Annotated in this window: 22 protein-coding genes; 11 read left to right on the forward strand and 11 right to left on the reverse strand. The window is 48.1% G+C overall.

Going from position 1 to position 24,684, the window contains the following annotated elements:
• The first annotated feature begins 6 nt into the window (after positions 1-6).
• The 3 genes from JOY44_RS14780 to JOY44_RS14790 all read left to right on the forward strand — a co-directional run bounded on the left by JOY44_RS14780 (position 7) and on the right by JOY44_RS14790 (position 5,208).
• Positions 7-1,599: a DEAD/DEAH box helicase gene (locus JOY44_RS14780; protein WP_171574423.1), complete on the forward strand. Its 1,593-nt coding sequence runs from the start codon at positions 7-9 to the stop codon at positions 1,597-1,599.
• Positions 1,600-1,880: 281 nt separating this feature from the next.
• On the forward strand, positions 1,881-2,378 hold the full coding sequence (locus JOY44_RS14785; RefSeq protein WP_171574424.1) for an SRPBCC family protein: 498 nt from the start codon (positions 1,881-1,883) through the stop codon (positions 2,376-2,378).
• 307 nt (positions 2,379-2,685) lie between these two features.
• Positions 2,686-5,208, forward strand: a complete 2,523-nt coding sequence (locus tag JOY44_RS14790) for an endonuclease MutS2 (protein ID WP_171574425.1) — start codon at positions 2,686-2,688, stop codon at positions 5,206-5,208.
• Between the two features lie 6 nt (positions 5,209-5,214).
• Here the strand turns inward: JOY44_RS14790 and JOY44_RS14795 are convergent, their stop codons facing one another.
• The 4 genes from JOY44_RS14795 to JOY44_RS14810 all read right to left on the reverse strand — a co-directional run bounded on the left by JOY44_RS14795 (position 5,215) and on the right by JOY44_RS14810 (position 10,160).
• On the reverse strand, positions 5,215-7,617 hold the full coding sequence (locus tag JOY44_RS14795) for a transglycosylase domain-containing protein (protein ID WP_171574426.1): 2,403 nt from the start codon (positions 7,615-7,617) through the stop codon (positions 5,215-5,217).
• Positions 7,618-7,693: 76 nt separating this feature from the next.
• Positions 7,694-8,749 (reverse strand): chlorophyll synthase ChlG, encoded by a 1,056-nt coding sequence (gene chlG, locus JOY44_RS14800; RefSeq protein ID WP_197985408.1) that lies wholly within the window; start codon positions 8,747-8,749, stop codon positions 7,694-7,696.
• Between the two features lie 55 nt (positions 8,750-8,804).
• The gene (locus tag JOY44_RS14805; protein ID WP_171574427.1) at positions 8,805-9,902 is read right to left on the reverse strand and encodes an ArsA family ATPase; all 1,098 of its coding nucleotides are present in this window, start codon (positions 9,900-9,902) and stop codon (positions 8,805-8,807) included.
• A gap of 33 nt (positions 9,903-9,935) precedes the next feature.
• Positions 9,936-10,160: a DUF2862 domain-containing protein gene (locus JOY44_RS14810; protein ID WP_197985409.1), complete on the reverse strand. Its 225-nt coding sequence runs from the start codon at positions 10,158-10,160 to the stop codon at positions 9,936-9,938.
• A gap of 89 nt (positions 10,161-10,249) precedes the next feature.
• Between JOY44_RS14810 and hisF the strand changes: the two genes are divergently transcribed.
• From hisF to JOY44_RS14825, 3 genes are all read left to right on the forward strand, one after another.
• Complete coding sequence (gene hisF / locus JOY44_RS14815; protein WP_171574428.1) at positions 10,250-11,020, forward strand: imidazole glycerol phosphate synthase subunit HisF; 771 nt, start codon at positions 10,250-10,252, stop codon at positions 11,018-11,020.
• A 79-nt stretch (positions 11,021-11,099) separates the two neighbouring features.
• Positions 11,100-11,369 (forward strand): hypothetical protein, encoded by a 270-nt coding sequence (locus JOY44_RS14820; RefSeq protein WP_197985410.1) that lies wholly within the window; start codon positions 11,100-11,102, stop codon positions 11,367-11,369.
• A 145-nt stretch (positions 11,370-11,514) separates the two neighbouring features.
• On the forward strand, positions 11,515-12,462 hold the full coding sequence (locus tag JOY44_RS14825) for a response regulator (protein ID WP_171574429.1): 948 nt from the start codon (positions 11,515-11,517) through the stop codon (positions 12,460-12,462).
• Between the two features lie 12 nt (positions 12,463-12,474).
• On the opposite strand, the gene ruvC is transcribed toward JOY44_RS14825, so the two are convergent.
• The 3 genes from ruvC to JOY44_RS14840 all read right to left on the reverse strand — a co-directional run bounded on the left by ruvC (position 12,475) and on the right by JOY44_RS14840 (position 16,122).
• Positions 12,475-12,972, reverse strand: a complete 498-nt coding sequence (gene ruvC / locus JOY44_RS14830) for a crossover junction endodeoxyribonuclease RuvC (RefSeq protein WP_171574430.1) — start codon at positions 12,970-12,972, stop codon at positions 12,475-12,477.
• 1 nt (position 12,973) lies between these two features.
• Complete coding sequence (locus tag JOY44_RS14835; RefSeq protein WP_197985411.1) at positions 12,974-13,552, reverse strand: TIGR02281 family clan AA aspartic protease; 579 nt, start codon at positions 13,550-13,552, stop codon at positions 12,974-12,976.
• A 197-nt stretch (positions 13,553-13,749) separates the two neighbouring features.
• Complete coding sequence (locus JOY44_RS14840) at positions 13,750-16,122, reverse strand: PAS domain S-box protein (protein ID WP_171574431.1); 2,373 nt, start codon at positions 16,120-16,122, stop codon at positions 13,750-13,752.
• Between the two features lie 222 nt (positions 16,123-16,344).
• On the opposite strand from JOY44_RS14840, the gene JOY44_RS14845 reads away from it, so the two are divergent.
• Positions 16,345-16,896: a phycobiliprotein lyase gene (locus JOY44_RS14845; RefSeq protein WP_171574432.1), complete on the forward strand. Its 552-nt coding sequence runs from the start codon at positions 16,345-16,347 to the stop codon at positions 16,894-16,896.
• Positions 16,897-16,899: 3 nt separating this feature from the next.
• Here the strand turns inward: JOY44_RS14845 and bioD are convergent, their stop codons facing one another.
• From bioD to JOY44_RS14860, 3 genes are all read right to left on the reverse strand, one after another.
• On the reverse strand, positions 16,900-17,607 hold the full coding sequence (gene bioD, locus JOY44_RS14850) for a dethiobiotin synthase (RefSeq protein ID WP_171574433.1): 708 nt from the start codon (positions 17,605-17,607) through the stop codon (positions 16,900-16,902).
• Between the two features lie 11 nt (positions 17,608-17,618).
• On the reverse strand, positions 17,619-19,610 hold the full coding sequence (locus tag JOY44_RS14855) for a serine/threonine-protein kinase (RefSeq protein WP_171574434.1): 1,992 nt from the start codon (positions 19,608-19,610) through the stop codon (positions 17,619-17,621).
• A gap of 188 nt (positions 19,611-19,798) precedes the next feature.
• Positions 19,799-20,257 (reverse strand): GatB/YqeY domain-containing protein, encoded by a 459-nt coding sequence (locus JOY44_RS14860; protein WP_171574435.1) that lies wholly within the window; start codon positions 20,255-20,257, stop codon positions 19,799-19,801.
• Here JOY44_RS14860 and JOY44_RS14865 point away from each other — a divergent pair.
• From JOY44_RS14865 to JOY44_RS14880, 4 genes are all read left to right on the forward strand, one after another.
• Positions 20,256-20,507 (forward strand): hypothetical protein, encoded by a 252-nt coding sequence (locus tag JOY44_RS14865; RefSeq protein WP_171574436.1) that lies wholly within the window; start codon positions 20,256-20,258, stop codon positions 20,505-20,507. The genes JOY44_RS14860 and JOY44_RS14865 overlap by 2 nt on opposite strands.
• A gap of 72 nt (positions 20,508-20,579) precedes the next feature.
• Entirely contained in the window at positions 20,580-21,536 is a 957-nt protein-coding gene (locus JOY44_RS14870) for a ribose-phosphate pyrophosphokinase (protein ID WP_197985748.1), read from the forward strand.
• 56 nt (positions 21,537-21,592) lie between these two features.
• Positions 21,593-22,921 carry a pentapeptide repeat-containing protein gene (locus tag JOY44_RS14875; protein ID WP_171574438.1) on the forward strand — a complete coding sequence of 443 codons (1,329 nt, stop codon included), beginning with the start codon at positions 21,593-21,595 and terminating at the stop codon, positions 22,919-22,921.
• A 263-nt stretch (positions 22,922-23,184) separates the two neighbouring features.
• A complete protein-coding gene (locus JOY44_RS14880) occupies positions 23,185-24,174 on the forward strand; it encodes a glycosyltransferase family 2 protein (RefSeq protein ID WP_171574439.1) in 990 nt (329 codons plus the stop codon).
• A gap of 153 nt (positions 24,175-24,327) precedes the next feature.
• Here JOY44_RS14880 and JOY44_RS14885 read toward each other — a convergent pair whose 3' ends face one another.
• Positions 24,328-24,678, reverse strand: a complete 351-nt coding sequence (locus JOY44_RS14885) for a CU044_2847 family protein (protein WP_171574440.1) — start codon at positions 24,676-24,678, stop codon at positions 24,328-24,330.
• Positions 24,679-24,684 lie beyond the last annotated feature (6 nt).

Consider the following 24,684-nt stretch of genomic DNA (forward strand, 5'->3'; position numbering starts at 1 on the left):
CTGTTGATGTTGCCTGTTTCTGATAAAGCGTCCAAACTGCCGATACTGCGCCCCTACCAGCTAAAGGTTGTTAAAGAGGTTTACGAAAAGCTGAGTCAAGGCTATCGACGGGTGGCGATCGTGGCAGGAACGGGAGCCGGAAAAACCGTGATTGCGGGGCAAATTTGCGCCCATACCCGCGCCAGAGGATTTCGGCTGCTGTTTCTGGTGCATCTGGACGTCTTAGTCGGACAAACCTACGACAAAATGCGCGACTTTGGACTAGAGTGCGGCTTTATCAAAGCAGGTTGGAAAGAAGATCCGACTGCACCGATTCAGATTGCCAGTGTGCAAACCATGCTGAAGCGACCTTGGTGGCAAACCTGGCACGCCGACGTGATTTTGTATGACGAAGGGCACACCACAATTTTTAGTCAGGTGGGGCAGCAATTGCTGTATGAAACCCATCGCAAGGCGGTACATCTGGCGTTAACAGCGACTCCCTATCGGTTGGGTAAAGAGCAATTGGGCGACCATATGGAAACCCTGGTGGCTTCCCCCATTCCCTCAGAACTGCAGCGGATGGGCTTTCTGGCAGCGATGAAATATTACGGAATGCCCGACCCAATTAACCTAGCTGGAGTGCGAACGATCGCCGGAGATTTTGATGAACGAGATCTAAAACATGCCTGCGATCGCCCCGAATTGGTCGAACGCGTAGTCAAAGAATGGCATCGCCTTACCCCCGATCGCCGCACGATTGCCTTTTGCGTAGATGTGGAACACGCCCAGCACGTCGCCGAAACCTTTCGTGCCAACCATATTCCCGCCGATACTGTAGACGGCAACACGCCGATTAAACAGCGGCACAAGCTCTACAAAAGCCTGCGAGACGGTAGTTTGACAGTGTTGACTTCCTGTAATGTAATCAGTATTGGCTTTGATGAACCCAGTGTTGAAGTGGGGCTGTTGCTGCGTCCGACCCAATCTCGCGCTCTGCATCAGCAGCAAATTGGTCGCGTTATGCGAATCTCGCCCAAAACCGGAAAAACCCACGGTATCATTTTAGATCAGGCGGGAAATCTTCAGCGGCTAGGCTTCCCCGAAGACATCTACGGCTATCGGTTGCCCACCAGCACAGAACCCGATGAACCCGGTGTGGCTCCTAAAAAGCAGTGTCCGGCGTGCGGTCGCATTGTCTGGGCATCGGTGATGGTCTGCCCAGAATGTGGACATCGCTGGCTAGAAAGGGAAGAAGAGATTCAAACCCATGAATTGGTGGAGGTGGTGAATGAGTCTCGCGAACTGCTGGAATTGCCCGATCGCGCCGAGTTAATCGCTTTCTTCCATCGCTTGCGGCAAAAGTGTTTTCGAGAAGGATTGGCTCCCGATTTTGCGTTGCGGCTATTTTATGACAAGCATGGCCTGATGCCCGAAGATGCCTGGTGCCTAAATTCCACCTTTGGCAACTATCCCTCTGTAGATGAGCAGCGACTTTACCAACGCTATCTCGTCACTATTGCTCAACGCAAAGGCAAATCGCGATCGTGGATGCTAAGCGAGTTTCAAAAAGAATTTGGCGCTGGCGATTGGCAAAACTTGTTCCCGCGATCGCGCTAAGGTTGCAAACTGACAGTCATGCCAGCGATCGCGGCACGCTATAAAATTAGCGTAGTTGAGTGCAGTTAGATCACAAAGCTAGGCTGAGGAAAACACCAGTTCATAATTTGTCGTTTACGCAAAATAATCACATTAAGTCGGCAAGATAGTCAGTGCATTAACTTGATTTTCCTCAGCAGCGATACCACATGAAAAAATTCCATGTAATAGACTGTTAGTCTGTTTCATTCAATGAGTTGCAGATATATTGGATTACAGTGTTTTCTAGGTAGTGTTCTGATATGGAGATTCAGACTAATGCACAAATCATCATAAATGCAGATGCTGAAAGCGTTTTTGATGCATCAACGGATTGCCAGAATCTGCCAAAGTTTTTCATCGGTTATAAAGCAATTCCTGCAATTGTCAGCGCAAGAACTACGGATGGGCTGCCCTTACAGGAAGGCAGCATACGAATTGTTGATAACAGTGATGGCTCATCTATTGAAGAAATTATCGTCTCACTGCAACGACCTGATATACAGGAGTATAAATTAGTCAAAGGCTTTAAGCCCCCATTTTCCTGGCTGGTACGTGCTGCATCGGGGCAGTGGTTATACGAAGCTATAGACGCAAGAACAAAGATTACGTGGGAATTTAAGTTTGATACTCCCAATCTTTTTACATATTGTATCTTTCTCCTAATAGTGAAACGACCCTTTCAAAAAGCTCAAGAGATTTGTCTTGAAAACGTAAAGAGGCATTTTGAAAGTGGTAGCGATATGCAGCACATAGGCTAACAACCGTTTGCTCTCGTGATTTCACACACATTTTTTAACTGAGAACTTTCCTGCACGGGTTAGCAATCCTCATTTTGAAAAATTTGTAATTAAGCAAACTTCCGAAAGTTTTTGAGCTTAATCTTATGAACGGCAGAATACACTTTCTAAGTGCAATGCGATTATGCCTTTGATGTTACCTAGTGAAATTTTTGTTGAAGTAGCTACTTGCGATCGCCGTGAAATAGGCGTTCAAGAAACGTCCTTTCTGGCTCCCCTCCACCGCTTTACCGCTTTACAATAGAGAAGCACTCCACATCCTGGGAAATTGATTCAAACAGAGACGCTTGAGTTGTTGGAATGGTCGCGGCTTTGTCAGCACCTTTCAACGTTTGCTGCTACAAAACTGGGCGCGATCGTGGCACGACAGTTAAAGATTCCGACTCGTTTAGAAGAAGCGCTGACGTTACAGGCACAAACGCGCGAAGTCTATGACCTAGAAAGCCGCAGCAGTGGACTCAATTTTGAAGGAATTGGGGATATTGGGGATGCGTTAGAACGAGCAGCCCTGCAAGGAAGTTTGGCGGGTAAAGAACTGCTGACGATCGCCACAACTCTTTCCGGGGCGCGAAACTTGCGTCGGGTGATTGATCACTATCCCGAACTTGCGGTCTTAAATGCACTGGTGCAAGATTTGCGAACCTATCCCGAAATCGAGCAAGACATTCATCATTGCATTGATGATCACGGGGAGGTAATGGATCGGGCAAGCCAGAAGTTAGCAGGAATTCGAGAGCAACTCCGTCAGGTGCGCGATCGCGTTTATAGTATGCTGCACAATCTTTTGCAGCGCAAAGCGGGCGCGATTCAGGAATCGGTCATTACCCAACGAGGTGGACGCTTTGTCATCCCCGTCAAAGCGCCTCAAAAAGATGCCATTCCTGGGATTGTGCATGATGCTTCTACCAGTGGCGCGACCCTCTACATTGAGCCGCACCAAACGGTGAATTTAAATAACCAATTGCGCCAGCTTCATCGCCAAGAAGAAACCGAAGAAGAAGCCATTCGGCGATCGCTGACCGAAAAAGTTGCTGCTGTGAAGCCAGATTTGGAACGATTATTGGCGATCGCTACAACCCTGGATTTGGCTTCCGCTCGTGCCCGTTATAGCCTATGGCTGGGTGCCAATCCACCCCGATTTATTGCGACCTCCGAATCTATTACCCTTCGCAATCTCCGTCATCCTTTGCTGATTTGGCAGCAGCAACACGAGCAAGGCAATCCCGTAGTGCCCATTGATTTAGTGATGCAGCCTCATCTACGAGTGATTGCCATTACAGGACCGAATACAGGTGGCAAAACCGTGACCTTAAAAACTATTGGCATGGCAATGCTGATGGCAAAAGTTGGACTGTTTGTGCCTGCCCGTGAACCCGTGGAGCTTCCCTGGTTTGATCAAATTCTGGCAGATATTGGCGATGAACAATCTTTGCAGCAAAGCCTTTCAACCTTTTCCGGTCACATTCGACGCATCAGTCGCATTTTGGCAGCATTGAAAGAAGAGACAGAGGTCAAGGGGCAAGAAGCCGGGGCAGAGGAACAAGAGTCTAATCAACTTCACTCGCCACTCGCCATATCCTCTACGGAGATACGCGAACGCCACTCGCCACTCTCTCTGGTCTTACTGGATGAGGTGGGTGCTGGAACCGATCCGTCTGAGGGCAGTGCGTTGGCGATCGCGCTGCTTCAATATTTGGCAGACCATGCGGCGTTAACGGTCGCTACAACTCACTTTGGGGAATTGAAGGCACTCAAATACCAAGACGAGCGATTTGAAAATGCGTCCGTGGAGTTTGATGATGTCTCCCTGTCGCCTACCTATCGCTTGCTGTGGGGAATTCCAGGGCGATCGAATGCGTTGACCATTGCCCAACGGCTAGGATTGGGCAGCGAAATTATTGAGCAGGCAAAGACCTATGTAGGCGGAACGTCCCAAGAAATCAATGATGTGATTGCCGGGTTAGAAGCTCAACGGCGGCGGCAGGAAACGAAATCTCAGGAAGCCGAGCAATTGTTGAAACAGGCAGAGCGGCTCTACGGAGAAGTCTCTCAGAAGGCAGCATTACTACAAGAGCGGGAGCGATCGCTGCAAGTTGCCCAAGAACAAGCCGTGCAAGCCGCGATCTCGGAGGCAAAACGCGAGGTCGCCCAAGTGATTCGTCATCTGCAAAAAGGACCGACAGCGCAAGCAGCCCAGCAAGCAACTGATTCACTCAATCAACTGGGTCAGCAGCATTTGCCTGTCCGCCCAGTAAAACCTCAGCCGAAAGCAGGTTTTCAGCCAAAAATGGGCGATCGCATCCGCATTCCGCGCTTAGGGCAAACAGCTGAAGTGCTGACGGCTCCTAACGATGCTAACGAGTTAGCCGTTCGCTTCGGTCTCATGAAGATGACCGTTTCTCTGGCTGACATTGAATCCTTAGATGGCGAGAAACCTATTCAGGAACAGAAAGCCGCCGCGAAAGGTCAAGAAGGCAGCAAAAACAAGCCCGAACCCCGTTCGCGTAGCGTCTCCGAAGGAGTTACTCCGAACCCCGAACCTTCTCCTGTGATTCGCACGTCTCACAACACGCTTGATATTCGCGGGAGTCGAGTCGCCGACGCTGAACCTGCTATCGACAAAGCGCTTTCTGGATCTCAAGCAACTCTGTGGATTATTCATGGTCACGGCACTGGAAAATTGCGTCAGGGAGTTCAGGCCTTTTTACAACAGCATCCCTTAGTCGATCACTATGAAATTGCTAGCCGCGAAGATGGTGGAGCAGGTGTGACCGTTGCCTATTTACGGTAGCAATGTCTAATTAACCGGAGCGGTGGCTGGCGGTGGTGGCGGCTCTGGCTCTGCCGGTTCTGGAGCAGGCTCTACAACCGGAGGCGGTGCTGGAGCCTCATTTACAGGTGGTGCGGGAGCAGGAGCAGCAGCGGGAGCCTGATAGCTTGGGGCAGAAGGCTCAGGTTCATAGTATTGGGAAGACCCAGAATTGTCGTTAGAATAGGACCCTGAATTATAGGAATCCGATGAGCCACCAGAGCCAGAGCTGTTGGGGTTGGAGCCATCGTAACCGGATGAGCTACCAGAGGTATCTTCTGGATCGTAAAAACCTGAGCTTGTTGAGTTGGTTTGAACAGGCTTCGCTTTGATGGTGCCTTTTCTGCCGTCTATGGTTGGCAACTCTGGAAACTTCTCAACCTTCATTCCTTTCGTTGCAGACACCATAAAGTTGTGCCAAAGTTCTGCGGCTGTAGCACTTGCGCTTCCTGTGGGCTGGTTATCGTCATTGCCCAACCAAACTCCTGCAACCAACTGGGGAATATATCCAATGAACCAGAGATCCCGAGCGTTTTCAGAAGTTCCGGTTTTTCCGGCAACTGGGCGGTCTAGCGCGGCAGGTTGCCCGGTGCCACTGCTGATTACGCCTCGTAGCATCCAGGTGATGATGGCCACGCTGCCGATGTCAACGGCTTGTTTAGCCTTAAATTTGGCATCATAAATGACTCGACCTTTGCGATCAAAAATACGTCGGATAGCGTGAGCTTCAATAAATTTTCCTTTGTTCGCTAAAGTTGCATAAGCATTAGTCATTTCTAGCAAGTTCACTTCTGAGGAGCCTAACGCTAAGGAATAGGCAGGCAACAGCTTGGATTTAATCCCCATTGCCTTTGCCATTTTGATAGTGGGTTCAAATCCAACATCGATCAGCACTTTAACTGCAATGACGTTGACTGATTGAGCGATCGCATCCCGCATCGACATCCAACCAGAGTATTTACGATTGGCGTTTTTAGGTTTATATCCATCCACCATGTAGGTGGCATCTAAGTAGCCGTCATACGGCGAAAAACCTGCGGCTAAAGCAGTCGTGTAAACAATGGTCTTAAAAGAAGAACCGGGCTGACGTTGAGCCTGAGTCGCTCGATTAAATTGACTCTTTTTATAATCATCGCCGCCAACCATCGCTCGGATTTCTCCTGTTTTAGGATCGATCACCACCATGGCCGCCTGTCCAAATCCTTCGTAAGGACCAATGTTTCTAATTGCGCCCAGGATCACGCTATCGGCTTTCTTTTGCCACTTCGGATTGAGGGTCGTATCTACTGTTAAGCCCCCTTCCTCCAAAACCTCTTTGGATACATACTTGGGCAACTGCTGCTGAACATAGGTTGTGAAGTAGGGCGTATCGCTGTAAATCTTTTTCGGCGTGCTGGGTTTAATTTTTAACTTTTCTGCTTTAGCGGCACTTGCTTCGGCTTCGCTAATATAGCCAGCTTGTACCATGCGGGCTAGCACAATGTCGCGGCGCACTTGGGCTGCTTGCAGATCGACTAGAGGCGAGTATGCACTGGGCGCAGGAGGCAATCCGGCGATCGTGGCAGTTTCGGACAGGGTTAATTGATTGACCGACTTGCCAAAAAACACCCAGGCAGCATCTCCCACGCCATAGGCACCTGAGCCTAAGTAAACCAGGTTTAGATAGCGCTCCAGGATCATTTCTTTAGATAATTCCCGGTTGATTTTTTGAGCCATCATGGCTTCTTGCACTTTGCGCTTGAGACTCTGCTCTTGGTTTAAGTAAACAATACGAGCTAACTGCTGAGTAATGGTGCTAGCACCTTCTACCACGTCTCGTGCCACCACATTTTTGGCGATCGCCCGTCCAATCGACTGAAAATCAATGCCGCTGTGCTGATAAAAGCGGTGATCTTCTGATGCCACAAACGCTTGCACCAGCTTTTCAGGAAGTTTTTTATAAGCTAGCTTGTCGCGGGTTGCGGGTCCTCTTTGCTGCAAGATAGTGCCATCCGCCGCTTTAATTGTCAAAGTGCCACGCCGTACAAACTTTGGAATATCAGCCGTACTGGGTAAAGTGCGGTCTAAAGACCAATAGCCCCATGCAAAGCCGCCGCCAGCCGCCAACCCAAAAAGAGCTAACCAAAGGCGTTTGTAGCGGTAAATTGAACGACCTTTGTAGGAAAGATTGGCGACTGCTGCTGCTCTATCAGCTATCTGCGGCAGTCTGAGAGTTGATGAGAGTTTTTGTAAAGGTGAACGGTTTGCAGGAGGTGGAGCCGATTTAAGCTCATCATCCTGCTGAGCACCATTGGTGGGCGGCACGCCATCCGTTGAAACGTCGCTTTTTTGCGCTTGAGTGTTGCCGCTCTTATCCGACAAGCTTTTCAGCTTTGAGATGAAATTGCCCACTAAAACCTCACCACCACGGAACGGCTGTTCGAATATCGTTTATTCAACGGACTTGATGATAGCAAAAATTAAGCATCTATCCATTAATTGAATGACCCAGGGCAAGTGCAGCAACCAGCATTCCTAAAACAAGAAACGGCTGAGCGCTTGCTTGATATTTAACATCATTTTCCAAAGGATTGCGGAGAAAGTACATATCCTGGAATGTGATTTGGGGAATAATCAGCAACAGCAAAATAGCAGCATATAAATTTTGATGAATATAAATCAGGTAGGCGGCAATACCTGCCTGAAAGAGATCAATCATCAATACACAAATCCAGGCGGCGGTGTCAATGCCAAACATGACGGGCAGTGATTTTAACCCCAGCTGGCGATCGCCCTCCACGCTTTTAAAGTCATTGACGACTGCAATTCCCAACCCTGCCAAACTATAAAACAAGGTTAGAACCATAATTGTTGGGGTCAGTTGCCCAAACAGTGCTTGTCCCGCCCACCACGGCAGCGCAATATAGCTGGCACCCAAAGCATAGTTGCCCAACCAGCCATTTTTTTTCAGCTTGAGCGGTGGTGCAGAGTAGATGTAGGACAAAAAAGAGCCTCCCAGTGCCAGCACTGTCATGATTGGGAAGGTATGTCCTGCCCACAAATCGAGGGCATAGGCAACCCCAATCCCGGCTGCTAACAGAACCAAGATTTGGGTGACTACTTGAGGAATGGAAATCGCACCGGAGGGAATGGGGCGGTAGGGTTCATTAATCGCATCGATGTCGCGATCGTAGAAATCGTTCATGGTTTGGGTATAGCCAGCCAACAGCGGACCCGACATCAGCATACAGGCGGCAGCAATCAAGACATTTTCTAGTGACCAGTAGTAATTACCCGAAGAAGCCGCTCCACAAACCACGCCCCAAATTAAGGGAATCCAGGTGATGGGTTTCATCAGCTGTAAACGGATCTTCCAAATTGAGGTTTCTCCCGCCTGCGCGCCTTTCATGCCCAAAAGCTGACGGGCTTTGCTGGTGCGATTCGTAGAACGATCCGTACCGGAATCGCCGCTCAAATTAGTTTCACTCTCAACAACAGGAATCGAAGGATCTATAGGGGATGGGGATGGATTCGAGTCAGCCATACTGATTTAGGTTTTGCTAGGTTGCACTAGAAATTGAACGAGAAGTAAAGACTGGCTAAAACGAAATAATTAAGAAGCCATCCTGAAACTTAGCACCGACGACGGGCTTGCCGCTGAGTTCGGGTGGCAAAAATATATTGCGACGCTGATCACCTGCTTCGATTGTGATTTCAGGACCGTACTGGGTTAGCTTAACCTGCTTGCGATCAAATCCCGGCAGGAATAGACTCACTTTACGTTCTGCGACATTTACGGCAATGGGGCGCGGAGCTTGGGTTGCCTGATCAAAATCAGGCAAGGCCTCAATTAAAGGCTGCCAGCTTTGAATAGGTTGGTCAGAAACGGAAGTGACGGGCAGTGGCTCAAACTGGGCTAAAATCGCGCTGCTATCTTCGGCTCGGTTCACAATTACCCCGCCCACGGTCACTCCCGCTTGCTGGGCAGCACCCCAGAGATACTTTGCAGTGACAACAGCAGCCTCATCGGGCGTAGTGACTAAATATGCCGCAACGCGGTTAGGATCAGCTAAAGCGGCTGTTCCCTGGTCAAACAAATTATTCATTTGCTGCGTCGCAGGTTGATCAAATAAATCTCCGGACCAACTGACATTTAATACGGCAGCGGCGATCGGCTGCAAAAAGGGCGACACTGTGCGACCCAGATCAGAATTGGCAAACACTTGCCGGAAGCGCCGTGTATACCAACTTAAGCTTTCGGGCATTCCTAACAAGCGTAAAGTTGCTTGATCACCCGCGCCATCAAACACAATCACGTCGTATTTGCCACTGGCATCATATTCGCGGATGGCATTGAGCATCAAGGCCCCATCCATTCCTGGCAAGACGCTAAGTTCCTGTCCGTAGACTTCTTTAAAGAATGGAGTTCGCAGGTATTGAGCTTCCAGCTTTTTGATTTCTTCCCAACTGCGTTCCAGCAAAGCCGCTGCCTGAAGCTGCACTGCGTCTAAATTGGGTTCCAGCGTCGATGCCTCTGCGTCTAAAGCTGAACCGATTAACAGTCCAGCGGCAGGTCCGGCATCTTGGGTCGCAAACAATACTCGCTTGCCTTGCCCTGCCAGACGCTTAGCCGCCGCGATCGCGATCGTCGTCCGCCCTACGCCACCCTTCCCTAAAAACGTCAAGATCAAAGCCATCGATTCTTTAGCTCACAAAAGATAAAGCAACCACTAGGCTAGCTCAATTTCATCTTCAAAAAACCAGGTAGAAAACTTATCATCAAATCGAACCAACCAGCCAACGCCGCTACCATCTGTCATCTTGTGGTCTTGAATCGTACCAATTTGACCAAGTTTATTAATAATTTCGCCATTGACGCGATCGCGCAATCGACGCACACGAACTTTTTGACCGACTTCCATTTCGACTCCGACTCCGAAGGATAAACCAAACATCAGTCTATCAGCGTCTTGCGTTTGATTTAGCCAGGCAAATCACCAATTACCGCTAAAATTCAGGGGACTTTATTTCTACGGGCGCGGTCATGCTAGCAAAACGAATTTTGCCCTGTTTGGATGTGAAAGCAGGACGTGTGGTTAAAGGGGTTAACTTTGTAGATCTGCGGGATGCAGGTGATCCGGTAGAACTTGCCCAGCTTTACAATCAGGCAGGAGCCGATGAGCTAGTTTTTTTGGATATTACCGCAACCCACGAAGACCGAAACATCATTTTTGATGTGGTCTATCGCACCGCCGAACAAGTTTTCATTCCGCTAACGGTGGGTGGCGGCATCCAATCCTTAGAAACCATTAAACAATTGTTAAGAGCGGGTGCTGATAAAGTCAGCATCAACTCTGCTGCCGTGCGAGACCCTAGCTTGATTAACCGTGCGAGCGATCGCTTTGGTAATCAGTGCATTGTGGTCGCGATTGATGCCCGACGACGCACCGATTCCACCCATCCCGGCTGGGATGTGTTCATCAGAGGCGGACGGGAAAACACTGGTTTAGATGCGATCTCGTGGGCTGTGGAACTGGCAAAACGGGGCGCAGGTGAACTGTTGGTGACCAGCATGGATGCGGATGGAACCCAGGCTGGCTATGACTTAGAGCTAACTCGTGCTATTGCAGAGCAGGTAGAAATTCCGGTAATTGCCTCTGGTGGAGCAGGTAACTGCCAACATATTTTTGAAGCACTCACTGAAGGTAAAGCCGAGGCCGCTTTACTGGCTTCTCTGTTGCACTATGGGCAGCTTAGCGTCGAACAAATTAAGTCCTTTTTGATTGAACGCAATATCCCTATGCGATTCCCATAGGACGTTTTGTGGAAAGCTGCGCTAACGTTTCACGAATCGCCTATGCCATTTCCTGAGTAGCTGTTACGATGTGTAACATATGCTAATTATTCTTCTTATTATTGCGATCGCGCTAGTCGCTTGGTCCTTGCATCTGATGCAAGAAGCGCTCGATCGCCAAGAGTTTTCGTTAATGTTGGCAGGCACCCTCGTCGCGTTTTCTGCGGCTGCTCTGGTTGTGGTTTATTTTTTGATGAATAATTATGTTGGCTACTTAACCCAAATGACTCATCAGCCTGTATACGATTTTTCAGCTTACGACGCTCAACTTGTCGTTTCAACTCCATCTCCTGAATCACTACATCCCTAACAGTAGATTTACCAACCACACTAGCTTTTAGATTTCACTTGCGCTTACGTTACAAACGGATGCAATTTGGTAACACTAAGACTATGCTTCACTTGCCCCCTTGGTGAATGCTGCCTTTTGGTTTTGCTGGAGAATTGTTAGACCTATGACTTATACCATTCCTGAGTTAGATACAATCAGTCGCCAGTTGATGAGCGTAGAGCGACCGAAGAAGGCAAAAATGCTAGTGGTCGATGACGAGCCAGATAATCTGGATCTGCTCTACCGCACCTTTCGCAGAGACTTTACAGTGCTGAAGGCAGAAAGTGGCATTCAGGCTTTACAAGTGCTAGAAGCGGAAGGCGAGGTTGCAGTCATTATTTCGGATCAGCGCATGCCCGAAATGAAAGGAACTGAGTTCTTGAGCCGCACGGTGCCTCAGTTTCCCGATACAATGCGGATCATTCTAACAGGCTTCACTGATGTCGAAGATTTGGTGGAAGCGATTAACTCCGGACAGGTTTACAAGTACATCACTAAGCCTTGGAACCCGGATGAGTTGAAAGCAGTGGTGCAACGAGCTGCCGAAACCTATGAATTGCTAAAGCAGCGCACGGAAGAATTACAGCGATCGCAATCGCAAATGGCTTTGCTTTCAGCAATTGTTCGCACCGCTCAGGACGCTGCCGATTTAGACTCTTGCTTGTCCCCCATTGCTGATGCTTTTGGCAAAACATTTCATGCCGACGGTTGCATTTTGCAATTGGTGCAGGATGGAGCCTTAGCTACTCTGAGCGGCATGTATACGGGCGACGGCGATCGCTTAGAAAATTGGTTAGACAAGGATGTTTTAGCAAAAGAGGCGATCTCCAGCCAAAAGATGCAAGTTGCCCTCAATATTCCCGCTGATAGCAATCTGGCTGCGGCTGAACATTACGCCGCTTCTGGCATTCAGGCTCATTTAATTGTACCTGCCGTCTACCGTAACAAAGTGAATGCAGTTCTCTCGGTGCAGTGGAAACACCCTTGCACGCTGCGAGAAGATGAACTTGTCTTATTGCATTTATCCGCGCAGCAGGTGGCACTGGCATTAGCGTGTATGCATGTTCATTAATGTGAATTGGAATTAGTTTTGATACCAGGCGGTGAGAGCGACAGCAAGGGCATCTGCTGCATCATCTGGCTTTGGAATTTTTTCTAAATTGAGTTCGCGGGCAACAGCTTCTTGTACCTGATATTTCTCTGCGTTGCCATAGCCGGTCAGGGCTTGCTTAATTTGGGCGGGAGTAAACTCGACTAATGGCATTTTGTGTTGTGCGAGAACTAGCATGATCACGCCACGGGCTTGCGCAATGGCGATTGTATTTCCCATGCGGTAAAAGAACAGTTTTTCAAGGGAAATCAGATCGGGTTGCACCTGACTTAACACAGTATGCAAATCGTCATAAATCATCTGGAGGCGATCGCCCATGTCGGTTCCCGCTGGAGTTTGAATGACGCCAAAATCCAATATAATCACTTGCTCAGCGGCACAAGGGTTGTCCACATCCGGAGTCGAACACTGGATTGCACCAAAGCCTAAGGTCGCCAATCCTGGATCGATCCCTAAAATGCGCTGCTCCATACTATCGAGGGTAGAACTCTATGACATCGCGCTTAATTTTAATGTCGTAGTTCCCCAGAAAATCGTGACCCAGTAAACCATCGCTAGCATCGCTGGCGATCGCCACATTCACATTATTCACCTGCGCCCCTTCAATTGACATAGAATTGAGCCGACCTAAGGGCATGACAATAGTTCTGCCATCTGCCATGGTGAACTGTCCTGCACCAACAATTGGAATTTGCAAGGCGCGTGCCATAGAGCGGGTAATCAAAGTGCCGCTGGCTCCCGTATCTAGCAGCATTTCAAACTTCTGGCTGCCATTAAAAGTGACATCAATCACCGGAGTGCCACCATCACGGCGTTTAATGGGAACCGAGTAAAGATCTTTGGTGGAACTAGCATTGGGCTTGGGTTTGCCTACGCCACACAGTTTTCCAAGGTTAATGCGCCGTCCGGCAGAGTTCACCATATAGCAGGACTCATCCTGAGCGGAGGCACTGAGCTGACTTGTTATAGCGGGTATTAACCAGGCAATGGTGGCGATTCCCATAGGAATCGTTTTATAAATCGCGGTTAACCAAACTAAATGATGTTTCACCAAGCGCTCTCCTATATGATGATGCAATTTTGAGTCCTTAGTTCTGAAACAAATGCCTGTAAGTACTTTCAGAAAATCCTCTGTCTTGTTTGAATATCAATTGGTTTGACTTCAAGACTTTGCAGAATTGCTACTTCCATTGTGCAAGCTTGGACAAGCAGTTGGATTAGCTCATCTTTAGACATAGCTAACTTTGATTATCCCTTGTTGCTGGTTTGATGAATGGGAATCTCGATAATGAATTTGGCTCCTTTCCCTGGCGCAGATTGGCAAACGAGCCGACCTTTGTGTTTTTCCGTCACGATTTGGTAGCTAATAGAAAGTCCTAATCCAGTTCCTTTGCCCACTGTTTTCGTGGTGAAAAAAGGATCAAACAAGCGCGATCGCACCTCCTCATTCATTCCAGAGCCATTATCAGCAATCTGAATTGCGATGCGATCTGAGGAGACGCGGGTGCGAATCCTAATAAGGGGCAAGGCGGAGGAGTTTTGTTCGCGTTCGCGTATGGGCTGTGTACTCAGCGTTTCCGTAGGAAATACCCTAAGTTTTGTTTGCGCAGCATTTCCGCAGGAGATATTTTGAGTTTTAATGTTGAGGTCAGAATCTTTTAATTCAGAAGTTAACTTAGGATTTGATATGGGTAGTTGAAAACTCTCTTCTAAGGCATCGATCGCATTGCTGAGAATATTCATCAACACCTGGTTAAGCTGACCGGGATAGCAATCGACTAAAGGCAACGTGCCGTAATCTTTGAGAATTTGAATGCTAGGACTGTTGGATTTTGCTTTCAGACGACTTTGCAAAATCATTAGTGTGCTATCAATGCCTTCGTGAATATCCACCGCTTTAAATTCAGCTTCATCTAGTCGCGAGAAGCTACGGAGCGACAGCACAATTTCTCGAATTCGTTCCGAGCCGAGCCTCATCGAGCTGAGAACTTTGGGCAAATCTTCCTTCAAAAAGTCTAGGTCAATGGTGTTCATTGCAGCTTGAACGATGGAAGGTGGATTGGGCACATGAGTTTGATACAGTTTCACCAAGCCGATTAGATCCTGAGTGTAGTCATGGGCATGACTGAGATTGCCGTGAATAAAGTTAACTGGATTATTAATTTCGTGAGCAACGCCTGCAACCAATTGCCCCAAACTGGACATTTTTTCACTCTGTATTAGTTGGGTTTGAGCCTGCTGCAACTCAGCTAAGGTTTGCTCTAAGTCACGGTTTTTCTCATGGAGCAACGCTTCAGCCTGCTTGCGATCGTTAATATCTAACGCTGTTCCAACAATGCGATAGATCCTTCCAGTTTGGTCTTTCAGTGGATTCAGTGTCGTTAACCACCACCGAGGTTCGTCACGAAATAATAGGCACTCTTCATAAGACACCGTCCCGTTCGCTTCTACACATTGCCTATACCGTTGGCGCACTGCCATTGCGTCGATTTCACCAAATACCTCTTCTGGCGTTTTGCCCATGGCTTGGGAACTGGTGACATTAGTGACTACTTCTGCAAACCAGTTCCAGCCTGCATAGTGAAACTCTCCCATTGGAAGTACGTCAATTACGAAGATTTGCTCTTGAATACCGTCAAAAATGCTGCGAAGGAATTGCTCTTGCTTTTCTAGCTTGGCTTCTGCCTGTTTGCGATCGCCAATATCCAGCGCTGTCCCCACAATTTTATAAAGCTTACCTGCTTCGTCAAATTGTGGGTTAAGGGTTGTTAACAACCATACTGATTGATTCTCAAGCGTTAAATGTTCCTCATAGGTAACTTTCCTTCGCACCTTTAAGCACTGTGAAAACCGCTGTCGCACCTCGCTTCCTACCTGCATACCAAATACTTCTTCTGGAGTTTTGCCAACCGCATCAGCGCTTTTCATTCCAATCATTTTGTCGGAATACCAGTTCCACCCGCCAAACTGCAAGTCTTCGGTTTCCGTCACATTCACCACAAAAATTTCTTGCTGCACGCCATCAAAAATGCTGCGCAGGAATTCTTCTCGCTCTTTTAGCTTGGCTTCGGTTTGCTTACGGTCAGAAATATCTAGTGCTACGGATGCTGTGCCAACCGTTTGTCCATCTGATGCAATCAGCGGCACATTATACCACTCGCAAATAATCGTTTTGCCATCTTTGGTCAGGTTTTCATTAATAGAGTGATGAAATTGCTGCTGATTAATTGCAGCCAAAATTTGACTAACATCTTTTCTAATCGTTTCAGGCACCAAAAAGCCAAAGGAAAGACCGATCGCCTCCTGACGTTGATACCCAAAAATGCGTTCGGCGGCAGGGTTCCATTCCTGGACTTCCTGATCCGTATTCCATTCAATAATGGCTAAGGGCGTTTGTTGAAAGAGTAACGAGAGTTTTTGTTGGGAATGACGCAGTTGTTCCTCTGACTGTTTGCGATCGCAGATTTCCTGTTCCAACTGGCTAACTACCCGATTTAGCTCTGCGGTGCGTTTTTTTATCAGGCTATCTAACTGCGAGCGGGCCCCTTCAGCCTGCTCTAGTTGCTTGCGGAGAGCCAAATTTTCCTGCTCTAATTCTCGAATTTGCATCTGATCATTCATAGTCAGTCAGAAACCTAAACCAACCTTCAACTTATAGTGAGGTACCTATCAATAGCTGCTCAGTGCGCACAGCAATCATATTTCAAGTGAGCATGGCTTAGGTTGCCCAAGGGCAAAGCACGGCTAACGTAACGAATTTCAATTTCTAGTAGATGTCAGTGTTCCAGAAACTTGCAATAATTGGAATGACTGAGGATGCAGATTGCGGGATTGTTGTAAGCAATGAATATAGTCGAGTTTTTTGAACTGAGTAGTGGTAAATGGTTCTCTCAGCGAACAAGTCATCATTTTAATGTCGAGCAGTCAGAAGCAGGAAAATCTGACCTGGTAATTGAAATGGTTGACAAGGCAGATCCAGAGGTTGCGCAACTCTGCAAGCAATACAGCATTGACCCTGCATTGGCACTTTGTGGCGCACGGGCTACTTGGAGCGGATCGATGGAACAGGGTGGAAAAAAATATGCAGGATCAACGATGCTAGTCCCTGTTGCCGATCCCCAAAAGCAAAATGAGGGCAAGCTGTTGCGTGAATTGAGTGCCTCTGAAAAATCCCCTGTTGCAGGGCGTTACGTGGTGGGCAGCGACGAAGCATTAACCCTGATTACAGAAGACGAAACCATGTATGCCGAAGAGCGATTGTGGTTTGCTAGCCCTAACTTGCGCTTACGCACCAGCGTTTTGAAGCGATCGGGTGGATTCAGTATGGCCTCATTTTGCTCAGAGATTCGGATGGGCGTTTCCAAACCAGCAGAAACTACGCCATCCCAGGCATAATGCTTATCCTGCCGCTTGATCAGAAAACATCCAAAGATTGCCCGGAAACAGCCGCTCTAAATCAAGCTGAGAGGCTGCTTGAGCCAACTGAGCAACATTCATCAAGTCTGAGATATGCGGTAAAGTGCCCAACACCGGAATATTAGTCAATGACTCGATCAATTTCGCTGGAGCGAAGTCTGCAATTTTTTGCTCAGATTGGGGATGCGCACAGTTAAGGATAATACCCTTTAGGTGAATTCGCGATTGACGCGCTAAAGCGACATTGGCAACCGCTTGCCCGATCGCCCCCAATTTTACAGGCACTACCAGTACTGTCGGTAAGCGCCAGTCCCAGGCTAGATCGGCCACGGTGGTTTCGCGAGTCACGGGAGAACCCAGCCCGCCTAAACCCTCTACCAAAACAAAATCTCGACTATGGCGTAATTGCCCAAAGGCTTGCCATGCCCGTTCCACCGCAACTTTACTGCCTTCTCGTTCAGCGGCAATGGGAGGAGCTAAGGGAGATTGAAGTCTAACAGGAGTAACTTCCGCCGGATCTAACCCAAACAGTTTGCTATACCGTTCGCAGTCGCCCTCTCCAGACTGAATCGGCTTCAAAATTCCTAGCCGTTGTTTTGACCAATAGGTTTGCCAGTAGGCAGCCAGGGCACTCATGACGATGGTTTTCCCCACATCTGTATCCGTCCCGGCAACTAGTAAGGCGTTCACTGTGCGCTCCTTTAGCGATTCACAAGGCTTAAATCTAACGTGTAATTCTCTCCTTTTGCTCCCAATGCATCGATACGATACACCCCAGGTTTGTACTGTCCATCGTAATCAATGATTGCTTGCCAATAGGTCGCTCCATCCGAACTGACAACTTGACCTGCTGAATTATAAACTCGCAGCGTTGTTCCTCCATACATCTGGGCTGTCAATTGAGAACCCTGTGGTGCGGATGTTACATAGCGGTTGATGACATTGCGTCTGGTGCGATCGCTAAACGATTGAGACGTATCGCCCGGTGGAAACTCGACTGGAATTTCATTGATTCTGGGTTCAGGATTCGGCGAAGGGGAGGGAGTCGGAGTCGGAGTCGGAGTCGGCACCGGATCGGGTCGAGATGCACTCCTCAGGGTGACATTTAAGTCATATCGACCGTTATTGACCCCTTTGACTGGGCTGAGTTCAACAAAGTAATCGCCATTAAAGGGCAATGAGCCTTGCCAATAAGACACACGTTGGGCGCGACTGTCCACAACTCTACCGTCGGGTCCAATAATGCTCATCAACACGCCTTCTCCGCTGATGACTGTTTCCAGGGTTTGATCTTGGGAGCCAGAAACAATGTAAGTAATGGTTTCGTTGCTCTTCAGTACGCCCTGCTGCGTCACGGTTGTATCTGGATCGATGGTGAGCCGTTTCGTATAGTTCACCGGGTCGGGCAGTTGTGGAGTCGGGGTCACTATGGGCGTGGGCGTAGGGATGAGCGTGGGGGTAATGGTGGGTGTAGGGGTAAAAGTCGGGGTCACTATGGGCGTGGGTAGAGGGTTAGACGAATCTTGATTTTTGAGAATAGTTTGCATAATGAGCCAGGAGCCTAAACCCGTTAGCACTACTAGTCCAATACCCAGGGCAATTATTGCCAATGGGTCATCCCATAATGAACTACGTGGTTCTTCGATGATGGGCTGAGATCGTCGCGGATCTGGCATCGATTCGGGCTGTTGTCGCTGTCCCACTGCCATTGTCCGCATGTGAGACTGGGCTGGCGGTGGTTGAGACGTTAGGGAGACAGGCGCTTCAGCGGGATAAACTGCTTGTGGTGGTGCCGGAGGTGGTGGCTGCATGGGCACTTGCACCAATGGCTGTTGCACTGGAGCCACAGGATTGAATGCCGCCTGTAATGCCTGAACGACTTCGCTGACCGATTGATAGCGATCGCCGGGACGGTAGCTCAACATTCGATTCAGTACTTGGGCAAACCCCGGATTCACCGTCACCCAGCGCTGCCAATACCAGGTCATTGTGGAATCATCAAACAACTCTTGAGGTTCTCTTCCACTGAGCAGCACTACCGCCGTCACCGCTAGCGAATAGAGATCGCTACTGGGATATGCTTTACCTGTTTGCATTTGCTCGATCGGGGCATAGCCCGGTTTGCCTACCGCAGTTGCCTGCACAACACCCGTTGTCATTGTTTGAAAGCGAGTTGCCAGTTCCTTCACCACGCCAAAGTCGATTAGAACGGGTTTGCTATCTTGCTGCCGCAAAATCACGTTATCAGGCGCAATATCGCGATGAATAACACCTTTGGTGTGAATATGGGCCATCACCGGCAACAACTGCCGCATGAATTGCACCACTTCTCCTTCGGAAAAGGCAATCCCTTGGGATTTTCGCTGATCCAGCAACGCTCGATAAGTCTGTCCTTCCACATAATCCTGCACCAAGAACAGGCGTTGATCTTGCTCGAACGTCGCTCGAAATTGAGGAATTTGAGGATGCTGAATCTGATACAAGATCTGAGCTTCTCGCTGAAACAACTCCTTAGACTTGTCCAACGCATAGTCTCCGCCTTGGGCGGGAGTCAATTCCTTCAGAGCGCAATGTTCGTTAAATCGTCCCTGATCTTCTGCTAAATAGGTGCGACCAAAACCACCTTGACCCAGAATACTGAGAATGCGGTAGCGATTTTGCAAAATGGTTCCAACGGGCAGAGACGGGCGCATAGGAGTGGATGAGTTACGAAGTGCGGAGTTTGGAGTGGATGAGTTACGGAGTGCGGAGTTTGGAGTACGGAGTGCGGAGTAAAGTTTTGAGTTAGGGTTGCGGATTTTGAATTGTAAGAAGTGCTTAGGTAGGGAATCATCTGAACCCCGAACCCCGAACTCCGAACCCCAAATCCTGAACTCTGAACCTAACTCCCTAGTTTAGCTTTCACCATTTCTTGGACTTTTTTGCCATCGGCTTTACCCTTGAGTTGCTGCATGGCCGCTCCCATGGCTTTGCCCATATCTTTAGCAGAGGTTGCCCCAACTTGGGAAATAATAGTTTCGATCACTTGGCTAATTTCATCGTCGGAGAGTTGTTTGGGTAGATACTCTTCCAAAATGGTCAATTCCTGAGCCTCTTGATTTGCAAGTTCAGTACGTCCTGCTTGCTGGTATTGGGCGATCGAATCTCGACGCTGTTTGGCAAGCTGCACCACAATCTCGACTTCTTGCTCTTCTGTGAGGCTTTCTTGTCCCGATGGGCGAATAGCTGACTCTTTTTCCAAAATCACTTTTTTGATGTTGCGAACGGTTTCTAGCCGTATCTTGTCTTGGGCTTTCATAGCTGATTTGATGTCGTCGCCGATACGCTCTTTTAAACCCATGGGGTGCCTCTTTCAGTGGTTGCGATCGCAGATTGTTGCATTAGATGCAATGGTGATGATCTTATATGCAGTCAGACCTGCACAAATTACTGTAATTCAGTACGCTACTTTATCGAACTTCAAGCTAAAATCACAGGGTATTGTGGGCGATCGCACAACAATCATCATGATTTATGCTGTTGTTATCCGCGATTGTTGCAATTCGACAGCATCTTTCCGAGAAAATGCTGGAGATGAATCCAAGAGCTAGTGATAAGATTTCCATGATTGTGTTCAAGGATATGACGTGATTCGATCCGCATTGCCGACTCCTCAACTCACTTTGCCATCGTTTAACGACAATAATCGCTTGAGATTGCTGTCTGGTTCAGCAAACATGGAGCTTTCCAACGAAGTTTCGCGATACCTTGGAATCGATTTAGGACCTATGGTACGCAAACAGTTTGCAGATGGCGAACTGTATATTCAAATCCAGGAATCGATTCGAGGCTGCGATGTTTATCTGCTCCAGCCGACCTGTCGCCCTGTCAATGACCATCTCATGGAATTGCTAACCATGATTGATGCCTGTCGGCGAGCATCGGCACGGCAAATTACAGCAGTGATTCCTTATTATGGCTACGCGAGAGCCGATCGCAAAACTGCTGGACGAGAATCCATTACGGCTAAACTTGTTGCCAACTTGATCACCAAAGCGGGAGCTAGCCGAATCCTAGCAATGGATTTGCACTCCGCTCAGATTCAAGGATATTTTGATATTCCCATGGATCATGTCTATGGGTCCCCTGTATTGCTGGACTATCTCCATAGCAAAGAGTTGTCAGACATCGTGGTGGTTTCGCCAGATGTGGGCGGTGTAGCACGGGCAAGAGCCTTTGCCAAAAAGTTGGGGGATGCTCCCCTCGCAATTATTGATAAGCGCCGCCAAGCTCATAATGTGGCTGAAGTTATGAATGTGATTGGCGACGTGCGCGGTAAAACAGCCGTGCTGGTCGATGACATGATTGATACTGCGGGCACTATTACGGAAGGGGCACGCTTGCTGAGGAAAGAAGGAGCGCGTCAAGTCTATGCCTGTGTCACGCATCCGGTGTTGTCTCCTCCGGCGATCGAGCGTTTATCGAGCGGCATTTTTGAAGAAGTGATTGTGACCAACACAATTCCCATTGCTGAGGAAGATCGCTTTCCTGAGTTAACAATTCTGTCGGTTGCCAATTTGCTAGGAGAAGCGATTTGGCGGATTCATGAAGATAGTTCAGTGAGCAGCATGTTCCGCTGATTTGAGCGACTAGGGTAGTATAGGGCAGATGTTCAGTCGTTGATGCGACGGTAGACATGACCCCCGATCCAAACTTGCCCAATTCCGATACTGTCGCTCCTCCCCCTCAGCCTGATTTATTAGCTGATGTACATTTGACTAGAAATAGTTCCCCGGCAGCCTATGAAGGTAGCTTAACCCAGTCAACTTTGGAAACATCAAAGGTGATCGGGAATGGATTTAGCCGCAATGGTGCCAAGGGAACGAAGCAAACATTCGATCGCCCCAACAGTTCAGATGGTGGCAACCAAAATTCAAAAACTCTAATTTTGTTTTTAGCGATCGCCATCATGGTGGTAGGTCTGCTAATTGATAATGTCTGGATTGGGCTATCTGGCTCGTTGGTTTCCCTAGCAATTTCTCTACAAATTCTTTGGAAGCCCTTACGCCATTTATTTGTAGAGTTTATTCCCGAACAAGAACGCACCATTTTGTTAGGCAGCGTGTTTGGTAGCATTGCGCTGCTGGGACTGCTCAAATTAAGTGGCTTTTTTAACCGTTTGGGTGCATCCCTATCGGCGATCGGTTGGGATGCAGTGGGTGCGACAGGCGAAGTGTTGGGTGCAATCGGACAGATTTTGATTGCCATCCTCGCCGTTTATATTGCATGGCGACAATACATCATCTCTCGTGATTTAACAATTCAGCAAAATTTAATTACTCAGCAGCAAACTATTGATAGTTACTTTCAAGGCGTTTCGGAACTTGTGCTGGATGAGGAAGGACTGCTGGAAGATTGGCCTCAAGAGCGGGCGATCGCAGAAGGGCGGACTGCTGCAATTCTCAGCAGTGTAGATGCAGGCGGCAAAGCCAAAATCATTCGCTTTCTCAGCCGGGCACGGTTGCTCACTCCCCTCCGGCGCGATCGTCGCTTGGGTCGCGCTATTTTAGATGGTGCGGGTGGCTATCAAGAAGATTTGACTAACGGCATTCGTGTGATTGACTTAGGCGTAATGTTAGCAGGCGCGAATTTAGCAAAAACCGATTTGCGTTGGACTGATTTAAGTGAAGCGAACCTGATTCGAGGCGATCTCAGCTTTTGTGATTTAGTTAAAACCAACCTTGCTCGCACTATCCTCTGCGATACCAAACTGTGCGGAGCCGACCTAAATGGAACCCGCTTTTTCTATGGCAAAGCTGAAGATGCCAGTCCTCGAAGCCGTTTGGAACCACCCAATTATCGAACGGGGAAACATACTGGAGCTGTGGTTGAAAACGCGGACTTCACCGATGCAATGCAGCTATCTGGAGAGCAACGTTACTATTGCTGTGCTTGGGGCGGCTCTAAAACACGAGACACAATTCCGGGCGGATGTGAAGGGATTCCAAATAAGTTGGGTCGGTAAAGAGATAAAAGAGGTTTCAGAGGTCAGAGAGGACAGAATGCACAAAAATAGAAACCAAAATCACAATCCAAGCTACTTATGCAATTTAGCTAGGTTTCAGAAGATTTTTGAAAGAAGAGATATTACTGTTTTTGACGCAGGTTTAGCAAGATTTAACAATGCCAGCAACTTAGTACAAAACAAAGTTTGCTCTCATGGGTAATTTGCTGTCTGGAAATCGCCTGAACTAATTCCTTTTTAATCTTTCACCCATTTTCATATCCATGTCCTTTAAATATTCTTTTATTGTCCCGATTTTTAACGAAGAGGAAACGCTTCCAGAACTTTATCGTCGCCTCAAAATAGTGATGAAGCAAATGGATGGAACCGTTGAGCTAATTTTGGTCAATGATGGGAGCCGCGATCGCTCTTTAGCCATAATGCGCGAGCTACACGACCAAGACCCGCACGTTTGCTACATTAGCCTTGCCCGTAACTTTGGGCATCAAACTGCCGTTACTGCTGGATTGAATTTTTCCCGTGGACAGGTCGTTGTCATCTTAGATGCAGATTTGCAAGACCCCCCCGAACTGATTCCCAGCATGATTGAACAGTGGAAGCAAGGCTTCGATGTGGTTTACGCTCAACGTACCCAACGCCACCGTGAAAGCTGGTTTAAGCGACTTACTGCTTACGGGTTTTATCGCATTCTTAAACAACTGGCAGATGTCGATATTCCAACTGATACCGGTGATTTTTGCCTGCTCGATCGCCAAGTGGTAGATGTGCTAAACGCCATGCCAGAGCGCAATCGTTACATTCGAGGGCTGCGATCGTGGATTGGATTTCGTCAGACTGCTGTGTTATTTGAACGCGACCCCCGCTATGCCGGAACAGTGAAATACACCTTTCGTAAATCGCTAGCTTTAGCTATTAATGGGCTTGTATCCTTCTCCACAGTGCCCCTACGCCTCTCTACCTACCTGGGTTTCTTCTCAGCCATAATGGCGCTGGCGATGGCATTTTTAGTTCTTTATTGGCGATTAGCTCATCCAGAGTCACCCATCACCGGACACGCAATCGTCGCTGCTGCCGTATTTTTTCTAGGAGCTGTACAGCTTTTCAGCATTGGCATCCTCGGCGAATACATTGGGCGGATTTACGAAGAAGTGAAAAATCGTCCGCTTTATACTCTGTCAGAAGTTGCAGGCTTCAAAGCGTTGCAACCTACACAAACTTATTTAAGTCGGCAAGAAGTGACTCAGGAAAGATAAAAGGGGCAGTCGTATTTTAGACAGGTTGGTTTAAATTTAGAAAAGCTTTAAGGTGAACCACTTGACCAAAAGCACCAATACTGTGAAACATTACCAGTACTGGAACTATCCAACACTTGGTGTAGCTTCACCGTATGGCAACGAACCTTGCTTTTACTCTGTTTTGTTTGGAAAAGTACATTCAACAGTAATTTTGAGATTGCTTTCCGCCGTTCCCTTTGTAACGTAGGGAATTCCTGCCTCTCCAGTAATTTTGATGCCAAACTCCAATGTCACTTTGTTTATATTTGCATTTGCGACCTCCTTAAATGCATCAAGTGTGTAGGTTGTATATGCACCAATGGTTTCTTTAACTGTGTCAAACGCTTGAACCAGTTTTTTCCCATCTTTCGTAATGGGTCTTCGCTCCAAACCTGTTTCAAGCTCAGGAGCATCTACATTTTCTGTTGCTTCAATGTAGATAACTCTTCCATTGTCTAGATGAATGGGGGTTAACTGAGTCATTTTATT

The sequence above is a fragment of the Leptolyngbya sp. Cla-17 genome, from assembly GCF_016807185.1.
Taxonomy (GTDB): Bacteria; Cyanobacteriota; Cyanobacteriia; order Leptolyngbyales; family Leptolyngbyaceae; genus ULC077BIN1.

What these genes read in the sequence shown, in the direction of transcription:
- JOY44_RS14780 (WP_171574423.1), top strand. Translation starts at nt 7, where the DNA reads ATGTTGCCTGTTTCTGATAAAGCGTCCAAACTGCCGATACTGCGCCCC.
- JOY44_RS14785 (WP_171574424.1), top strand. Translation starts at nt 1,881, where the DNA reads ATGGAGATTCAGACTAATGCACAAATCATCATAAATGCAGATGCTGAA.
- chlG (WP_197985408.1), bottom strand. Translation starts at nt 8,749, where the DNA reads ATGGCTGACTCGAATCCATCCCCATCCCCTATAGATCCTTCGATTCCT.
- JOY44_RS14805 (WP_171574427.1), bottom strand. Translation starts at nt 9,902, where the DNA reads ATGGCTTTGATCTTGACGTTTTTAGGGAAGGGTGGCGTAGGGCGGACG.
- JOY44_RS14810 (WP_197985409.1), bottom strand. Translation starts at nt 10,160, where the DNA reads ATGTTTGGTTTATCCTTCGGAGTCGGAGTCGAAATGGAAGTCGGTCAA.
- hisF (WP_171574428.1), top strand. Translation starts at nt 10,250, where the DNA reads ATGCTAGCAAAACGAATTTTGCCCTGTTTGGATGTGAAAGCAGGACGT.
- JOY44_RS14820 (WP_197985410.1), top strand. Translation starts at nt 11,100, where the DNA reads ATGCTAATTATTCTTCTTATTATTGCGATCGCGCTAGTCGCTTGGTCC.
- JOY44_RS14825 (WP_171574429.1), top strand. Translation starts at nt 11,515, where the DNA reads ATGACTTATACCATTCCTGAGTTAGATACAATCAGTCGCCAGTTGATG.
- ruvC (WP_171574430.1), bottom strand. Translation starts at nt 12,972, where the DNA reads ATGGAGCAGCGCATTTTAGGGATCGATCCAGGATTGGCGACCTTAGGC.
- JOY44_RS14840 (WP_171574431.1), bottom strand. Translation starts at nt 16,122, where the DNA reads ATGAATGATCAGATGCAAATTCGAGAATTAGAGCAGGAAAATTTGGCT.
- JOY44_RS14845 (WP_171574432.1), top strand. Translation starts at nt 16,345, where the DNA reads ATGAATATAGTCGAGTTTTTTGAACTGAGTAGTGGTAAATGGTTCTCT.
- JOY44_RS14855 (WP_171574434.1), bottom strand. Translation starts at nt 19,610, where the DNA reads ATGCGCCCGTCTCTGCCCGTTGGAACCATTTTGCAAAATCGCTACCGC.
- JOY44_RS14865 (WP_171574436.1), top strand. Translation starts at nt 20,256, where the DNA reads ATGGGGTGCCTCTTTCAGTGGTTGCGATCGCAGATTGTTGCATTAGAT.
- JOY44_RS14860 (WP_171574435.1), bottom strand. Translation starts at nt 20,257, where the DNA reads ATGGGTTTAAAAGAGCGTATCGGCGACGACATCAAATCAGCTATGAAA.
- JOY44_RS14875 (WP_171574438.1), top strand. Translation starts at nt 21,593, where the DNA reads ATGACCCCCGATCCAAACTTGCCCAATTCCGATACTGTCGCTCCTCCC.
- JOY44_RS14880 (WP_171574439.1), top strand. Translation starts at nt 23,185, where the DNA reads ATGTCCTTTAAATATTCTTTTATTGTCCCGATTTTTAACGAAGAGGAA.
- JOY44_RS14885 (WP_171574440.1), bottom strand. Translation starts at nt 24,678, where the DNA reads ATGACTCAGTTAACCCCCATTCATCTAGACAATGGAAGAGTTATCTAC.